We start from the raw sequence: 6,899 nt of genomic DNA, 5'->3' as shown, positions 1-6,899 counted from the left end.
TTGGGCATATGAAAGACGAAATAAATATTAGCAGCTGTAACACTTTTAGCGAAGTTAAGACAGTCATAGATGATTATATGGACTATTACAATACAGAACGCTACCAGTGGGACCTTGCGAAACTATCACCTGATGAATATTATCAGTATAGTATTACAGGGAATTATCCGTTAGAAAGAAAAGGCACAGAAGCCTAAAATGCATCTGTGCCATACTGTTCTCTGGAATAAATATAATAATGTAATCTATCATCATCAAGATCCTCTTGTGTCATTTTCGAAGGAAATAGATCATTTTCAAATTGTATCAACTGCCTTGAAAGGCTTTCACATTCGCATTCAAGCCAGAAAGTATACTCTCTTGTGGTGATGAAGTTCTTTCCATCAAAACAGTCCTGCTTAACTTTACCAAACAAATGATCAAGGTCGTGAATTGTACAAATAAGCAAATCAATCAAAACAAAATCGTCAAGAGATGAAGCTAATTGCTCAGTATTCCAAAAATCATCATGGAAATCTGAAAGTTCAACGCTGATACATAGCTGCGGCAATGATAGCCAATTATAATGAGTACCTTTACCAAGAAATCCAATAAGGTTATACCCATCTTTTGATAGCATAAACTCTTTTACTTCTACATTACCAAGAGACTTTAATTCATTATTGTACATACTAATGCACCTCCATGAATCAAAGATAATATATTCTGCTTATTTTTTACACTGGTTTTTTTATCTTTGTCCTTGACATGGGGTACACTTTATATGAAGTTAGGCATGTTATTTCTTCTTTCTTTTTTTCAGCTTAATCATATGAAATGAAGGATGACTGAAGCAATGTCCGGTCTTTTGTTTTGTAAAGCACTTGGGAAGTAAGGTTCTATTCTATAGCGATATGAATATCCATGAATGTCATACCGTCTTTTTCATATACACGTTCAAAGTTATCAATAATATCCTTCGTCATGTTATGTGTCAGATTGTTTACCTCTATGTAACGAAGAAGTGTTTTGAATGCATTTGGAATACTGACAAAGGGCTGATTAAATGGATCGGTAATCGTTAATACAGCATATTTCTGAGCCTTCTGCTGCTGTATCTCTGTACAGGTGAAATCGTAGCCTTCAGGAAGTATGCATGCTGCGGAATAGCCGTGCATATGATAAACATTGATTTGTTCCTGTGAGAGAATCGGAAAATCCCACCCGATAATGTTTGGCTCTACAATGCCGTTCATTGCAGCCCATTCCCGTATGTGATGCAATGCATCGCCTTCCGGATCACAGCTGATAACCACATATCTTATATAATGGAATGCGGGTATTTCTTCGATATGCATATTCTGGTAGGCTGCATCCTCCTGTTGCATATTTTTGCGCATGAGTTCATCCAGAGAACAGGCAAAAAGCTTACACAATAAGAGTGCTTTTTCCATTTCCGGATAAGCGCTCCCCATTTCCCATTTTGATATCGTTTGTCGGGATACATCCATTTTTTCTGCCAGTTCCTCCTGTGTCATTCCTCTATGCATTTTTCTCAGATATTGCAAATTATTCCCAAAGGCCATGCGTGATTCCTCCTATTCTATGTTATATCTTCATTATACAGAGGACAATTCGAAGCGTAAACCAATTTAGACGTGCATTTCTTTTATTTTATGCCACCTGAGGTTGCTGAAATATAATGAAGAGAAAAGCATAGCACTTCCATATACTTTCTTCATGCTGTGAAGGTTGGGTACATGAAATTAAAATCTGCTTGCTTTAGAAGGAACTGAATTAAATGATTAGAACAACAGTTTGGAGGCATTTTGCTTCACGAAACCAACAAAGATCAGAATCGGGTCAGTAAATTTATAAGTTTAAGAAAATAAAATCCACCATTTCAAATGGAGATTAGTTTCTTTCGATTGTACGATTCATAATTATCATTCTAGTTAGACGAATCTTTTTCAAGTGGCATGTGCCGTGCTATTCACCACCGCCTGGAAAGGTATGCAACATGTCCGACCTGTAATCCATAACTGTTAAAATCTTCCTTTCAGTATGGCAATGAATGTAACAGGTCTATTTAAATACCAGAATCGTCAAATGTTTGGTTTTCAAAATAATATGTTTGACAATCAAATTATCTCGTGGTAATATTTTCCCTGCGTGTCATCAGACACAAGGAGGAAGTATGAGCACGAAAGCAAAGAGAGTTATAAAAATTACTGGAATATCTATCATTACTGTCTTACTTGTTCTGGTGCTTGGCCTGTATGCCATGTTCCATAATGAAGTAGCGACCATAAATTCTATTGATAAATTAAACGACTATCCTTTGTATCAAATGGACTATAAAGGAGACTATGGCTTCGACAGTTTCCTTGAAACAGGGGCAAGCAATGATAAGGAGCTGGTGGATTTTGTTGTAAAACGGCTGTTAAAGGGGCTGCCGATTGAAATCAATATACCAAGTCTGGGCTGCTCCACCTTCAGTGCGGAAAATGAAAACGGAAATCGTATTTTCGGAAGAAATTTTGATTTGACCTATTCACCGGGAATGATGGTGAAAACAACACCGGATGATGGTTATGCTTCCATATCCATGGTGAATCTGGCTTTCCTTGGCTATGGTGAGAAAAAACTGCCGGATAGCTTCACAAAGAGTATTACAGCACTGGCTGCGCCGTATGCACCTTTGGACGGAATCAACGAAAAAGGTCTGACGGTCGGTGTGCTACTGATTCCAACAGAGGAAACCAACCAGCAGACAGACAAGGTGGACATCACGACAACCACGGCAATCCGCATGATGCTGGATAAATGTGCTACGGTGGAGGAAGCAGTTGCAATGCTGAAAAAATACGATATGCATTCCAGTGCTAATAGCTGTTATCATTTTCATATCGCTGACAAAAGTGGAGATTCCGTTGTGGTTGAATACATCAACAATGAAATGAAGCTTGTGGAGCCAAAGGACAGCTATCAGGCCGCAACAAACTTTTTGTTAACACCGGGAGATTATGACTTTGGAAAGGGACAGGACCGCTATAAGACGTTGATGACAACCTTAAAGAAAAACAAAGGAGTCATTTCCAATAAGGAAGCAATGAATTTATTGAAGGCAGTTTCACAGAAAGAGCATAAGACAGAAAGTGGTAGACTAAGCTCAACACAATGGTCTGTGGTATATGATACAAAAGAATTAAGTGCAACGATTTCTATGGGAATGGACTTTTCCAAAACATATAAAATCAGTTTGAACGAAAAATAATGCGTGTGCAGAAATCATAATATTGTGGTTTCTGCTTTCTTTTTAAGATAGCAAAGCTTTTTGAAAATCATGAAGATATGAAAAAATATAATGCTGACGGTTAAATTTTAAAGCGTGAGCTTGCACTGATGGAAACCATCAGAGATTACAATCCAAAATATCTGCTTACCATAGTTTATGGCACAATGGTATCACATAAGGAAAGCAAACAGATTTATGCAATAGATAGGCGGTTAAGGCAATAGTATTAACGATTTTTGTAAGTCTGGATGATAATAAAAATGGAGCGTATGGTTGCTGTTATGATTCACAGCATCATCTCTCCATTTTCTTAATTATATTTATAAGGTATTCATAGAATCCTTGATATTCTGTTTTACTCATTCAGATAGGATAACAGCTGTCGGACAAATTCTGTCTGCGGCTGTTTTTTCACAATATCCGGTGTATCAAACTGTTCGATGTTGCCATCCTTCATAATCATGACGCGTGTTCCAAGACGCAGTGCCTCACGGATATCATGCGTGATAAAGAAAATTGTGATGTGCAATTCATGATAAATCCTGAGAATTTCATCCTGAAGAGAGTGGCGGGTAATTTCATCCACGGCACCAAACGGCTCATCCATTAACAGAATTTTCGGATGGGAAGCAAGTGCACGGGCAATACCGACACGCTGCTTCTGACCGCCGCTCAGCTCGTCAGGATAGCGGGTCAGCAACTGCTTCTCCAGCTTCATGATATCCATCATTTCCTTGACACGCTCCTGAATCAAAGCGGAATCCTGTTTCGTCAGAGATAGTACATAACCGATGTTTTCCTCAATCGTCATATGCGGAAACAGACCGATACTTTGAATGACATAGCCGATATTGCGGCGCAGCTCATTCTGATCCACCTTGCGAATATCCTTATCCTGCACATAGATTTCACCTTGATCCGGAATCAGAAGACCATTGATCAGCTTCAGAACGGTTGTCTTCCCGCTTCCGCTTCCACCGATTACACTGATAAACTCCCCGTCGTGAATATCCATACTGAAATCCTTTAGGACAGTATGCTCTCCATAGGAGTGGACGATATGCTCCATTCTTATGCTGCTCATTTTGTCACCTCCAGAAGCTGCTTCTTCACAAGGAAATCTCTTGCGACATCTGCCTCATTTCTGCCCTTGGTTTCAACATCATTGTTCATCTCCGCCATTTCCTTTTCACTGATCTGTCCATTTAACAGCTCCAGAACACTGCGCAGCTGGGGATATGTGGCAAGTGTCTCCTCACGAACAACAGTTCCTGCATAATATTTCTCAAAATAATTGTTTTCATCCTGCAGCACAACGATATCGGGATCACTGATTCTTCCATCGGTTGTGAAAACCAGAATGGCATCCACCTCTTTCTTCAACAGGGCATCATATTTCAGACCGATATCCAGATCAATGCTTTTCTTGAAATGAAAATCATTTGCTTTGACCATAGCATCATATCCGTCATCACGTTCATAATAGTCATATTCTGCGCCAAAGGACATTCGACTGGATACGCTGGCCAAATCAGCATAGGTCTTTAAGTGATAGCGCTGTGCTGTTTCTTTTGTGACCGCGATACCATAGGTGTTATTGAAGCCGTATAAGCCTGTCCATTCCAGATGATACTGCTGCTTATATTCCCTGACAAGCTCCTTGTACAGGATATCGTGTTCAGGTATTTCTTTTTTCTTTAACACAAAGCTCCAAGAGGTTCCAGTATATTCCGGATACATGTCAAAATCACCCTTAACCATTGCCGGATGAATATTGCTTGTACCTCCGCCGACTCCCTTGGTTATTTCAACGGAAAGGTCTGTTCGATCTTCAATCAGCTGCTTCAACATTTCTCCGATGATAAATTCCTCTGTCATTGGTTTTGTGGCGATATGAATGGTATCCTTTTTAGAAGGAATCGTAAGCATGGTCGTGCATCCCGCAAGCAGAATGCAGAGAAGCACAACAGCCACGGCGCGCTTCTGTTTTCTGGAATGCTTCCGTTTTGTGAAAAAGGATTCCAGAATATTCATCAGAATATCAAAGACAAAGGCAAGTACAGCAACTGCCAGACTTCCTGCCAGCGTCATCGTTAAATTATTGGTTGTGATACCGCGGTAAATGGCGACACCCAGACCGCCTGCACCGATAAAGGAAGCAATACCCGCCAGGGCAATCGTCATCACCACCATATTTTTAAAGCCGGATAATATAACCGGCATGGCAAGCGGAAGCTTAATGCGCCAGAGAATCTGTGCAGCGGTACTTCCCATGCCGCGGGCAGCCTCCAGAATATCCTCTTCCACACCGGTGATACCGGTATAGGTGCTACGTATGATAGGGAGCAGTGCATAAATGCTCAATGCGATGATGGCGCTCGTATTACCGATCCCGGTTACCGGAATCAGAAAGCCCAGCATGGAAATAGAAGGAATCGTATACAGAAAGCTGATGATTCCAAGTGTCAGAGAAGAAGCCTTTCGTTTTTCTGCAATGAGAATACCGATACTGACACCCACTATGGTAGCAAAGACAATAGCGATTGCGGATATCTGCAAATGCTCATAAATAAGCGGCAATAGAAAATCCCAACGCTGTGTTATAAAATCAAACAATTCCTGTATCATACGCTTTCCTCCCCGAATGCCGTCACATCCTGCTATGTTTGTTTCATTGTAACTTTATTGCGGCAATCCTGCAAGGAATTCGTCTACAAACTTAGAAGCGACAGCTCCATCACTCACTGCAGTGACGATCTGACGCAGAGGCTTATCACGAACATCTCCAATGGCGAATACACCGGGAATACTGGTGCGTGTTGTTTCATCCGCAACGATATAGCCTGCCTTGTTCACTTCCAGCTGTCCCTCAAAGACTGCTGTATCCGGAATGCGACCGATAGCGACAAACAGCCCCTGTGCAGCTATGACCTGTGTTTCCTTTGTTTTCATGTTTTCAATAACGGCTCCGCTGACCCTTTTATCTGCGAGAATTTCTTTTACACGGCTGTTCCAGACAAACCGGATGGTACTGTTTTCCAGCTGTCTCGCATACACCTTACTTGCTCTGAGCTCCTCGCGACGATGAATCAGAGTAACACTTTTGCATATCTTATCTAGATACAGAGCATCCGCAATGGCGCTGTTTCCGCCACCGACTATAATGACATCCTTCCCTTTATACATCATGCCGTCACAGGCTGCACAATAAGCGACACCGCGCCCTCGCAGACTGGATTCATTTGGAAGACCAAGCTCTCTTGGATAGGCTCCTGTGGCAATGATAACCGTCTTCGCTTCCATATCGCCTTCATCCGTATGTAAAAGCTTTGGCTGCGCTGTTAAATCCGCACCTTCAACACCGGCATAAACGGTTTTTGCGCCAAAGCGTTCTGCCTGCTGCTGCATCTTTTCTCCAAGGTCAAAGCCGTCGATGCCTTCCTCAAAGCCTGGATAATTCTCTACGATTCCAGTGGTTGCCATCTGGCCTCCCGCTGATAGCTTTTCCAGTACGAGAACCGATAATGCACTCCTCGCACAGTATAAAGCTGCACTATAGCCAGCCGGACCGCCGCCGATAATCGCCACATCATATATCTGCTTGTTCATGAGAATACCTCAC

At 41.5% G+C, this 6,899-nt stretch carries 7 protein-coding genes; 2 read left to right on the top strand and 5 right to left on the bottom strand.

Going from position 1 to position 6,899, the window contains the following annotated elements; genetic code table 11:
* A partial coding sequence (locus NE665_RS17325) for an IS3 family transposase (protein WP_256302583.1) occupies window positions 1-197 on the top strand: 197 nt, incomplete at its 5' end.
* Here the strand turns inward: NE665_RS17325 and NE665_RS17320 are convergent.
* Entirely contained in the window at window positions 194-670 is a 477-nt protein-coding gene (locus NE665_RS17320; RefSeq protein WP_117445109.1) for a hypothetical protein, read from the bottom strand. The genes NE665_RS17325 and NE665_RS17320 overlap by 4 nt on opposite strands.
* Window positions 671-878: 208 nt before the next feature.
* Window positions 879-1,565, bottom strand: coding sequence for a helix-turn-helix transcriptional regulator (locus tag NE665_RS17315; protein WP_178760156.1), 687 nt, complete (start codon window positions 1,563-1,565; stop codon window positions 879-881).
* A gap of 611 nt (window positions 1,566-2,176) precedes the next feature.
* Between NE665_RS17315 and NE665_RS17310 the strand changes: the two genes are divergently transcribed.
* Window positions 2,177-3,256, top strand: coding sequence for a C45 family peptidase (locus NE665_RS17310; RefSeq protein WP_117443927.1), 1,080 nt, complete (start codon window positions 2,177-2,179; stop codon window positions 3,254-3,256).
* A gap of 376 nt (window positions 3,257-3,632) precedes the next feature.
* On the opposite strand, the gene NE665_RS17305 is transcribed toward NE665_RS17310, so the two are convergent.
* Genes NE665_RS17305 through trxB form a run of 3 tightly spaced genes read right to left on the bottom strand, consistent with a single transcriptional unit; the run spans window position 3,633 to window position 6,886 of the window.
* The gene (locus NE665_RS17305) at window positions 3,633-4,361 is read right to left on the bottom strand and encodes an ABC transporter ATP-binding protein (protein WP_117443926.1); all 729 of its coding nucleotides are present in this window, start codon (window positions 4,359-4,361) and stop codon (window positions 3,633-3,635) included.
* Window positions 4,358-5,905, bottom strand: a complete 1,548-nt coding sequence (locus NE665_RS17300; RefSeq protein WP_117443925.1) for a glycine betaine ABC transporter substrate-binding protein — start codon at window positions 5,903-5,905, stop codon at window positions 4,358-4,360. Before NE665_RS17300 ends, NE665_RS17305 begins: the two co-directional genes overlap by 4 nt.
* A 54-nt stretch (window positions 5,906-5,959) precedes the next feature.
* Window positions 5,960-6,886: a thioredoxin-disulfide reductase gene (gene trxB / locus NE665_RS17295; RefSeq protein WP_117443924.1), complete on the bottom strand. Its 927-nt coding sequence runs from the start codon at window positions 6,884-6,886 to the stop codon at window positions 5,960-5,962.
* Window positions 6,887-6,899: the final 13 nt, after the last annotated feature.

Source organism: Clostridium sp. DFI.1.208 (assembly GCF_024463855.1).
GTDB lineage: Bacteria > Bacillota_I > Bacilli_A > Erysipelotrichales > Erysipelotrichaceae > Clostridium_AQ.
The sequence above is the reverse complement of the archived record's forward strand: the minus strand, read 5'-3'. Positions and strand labels throughout refer to the sequence as shown.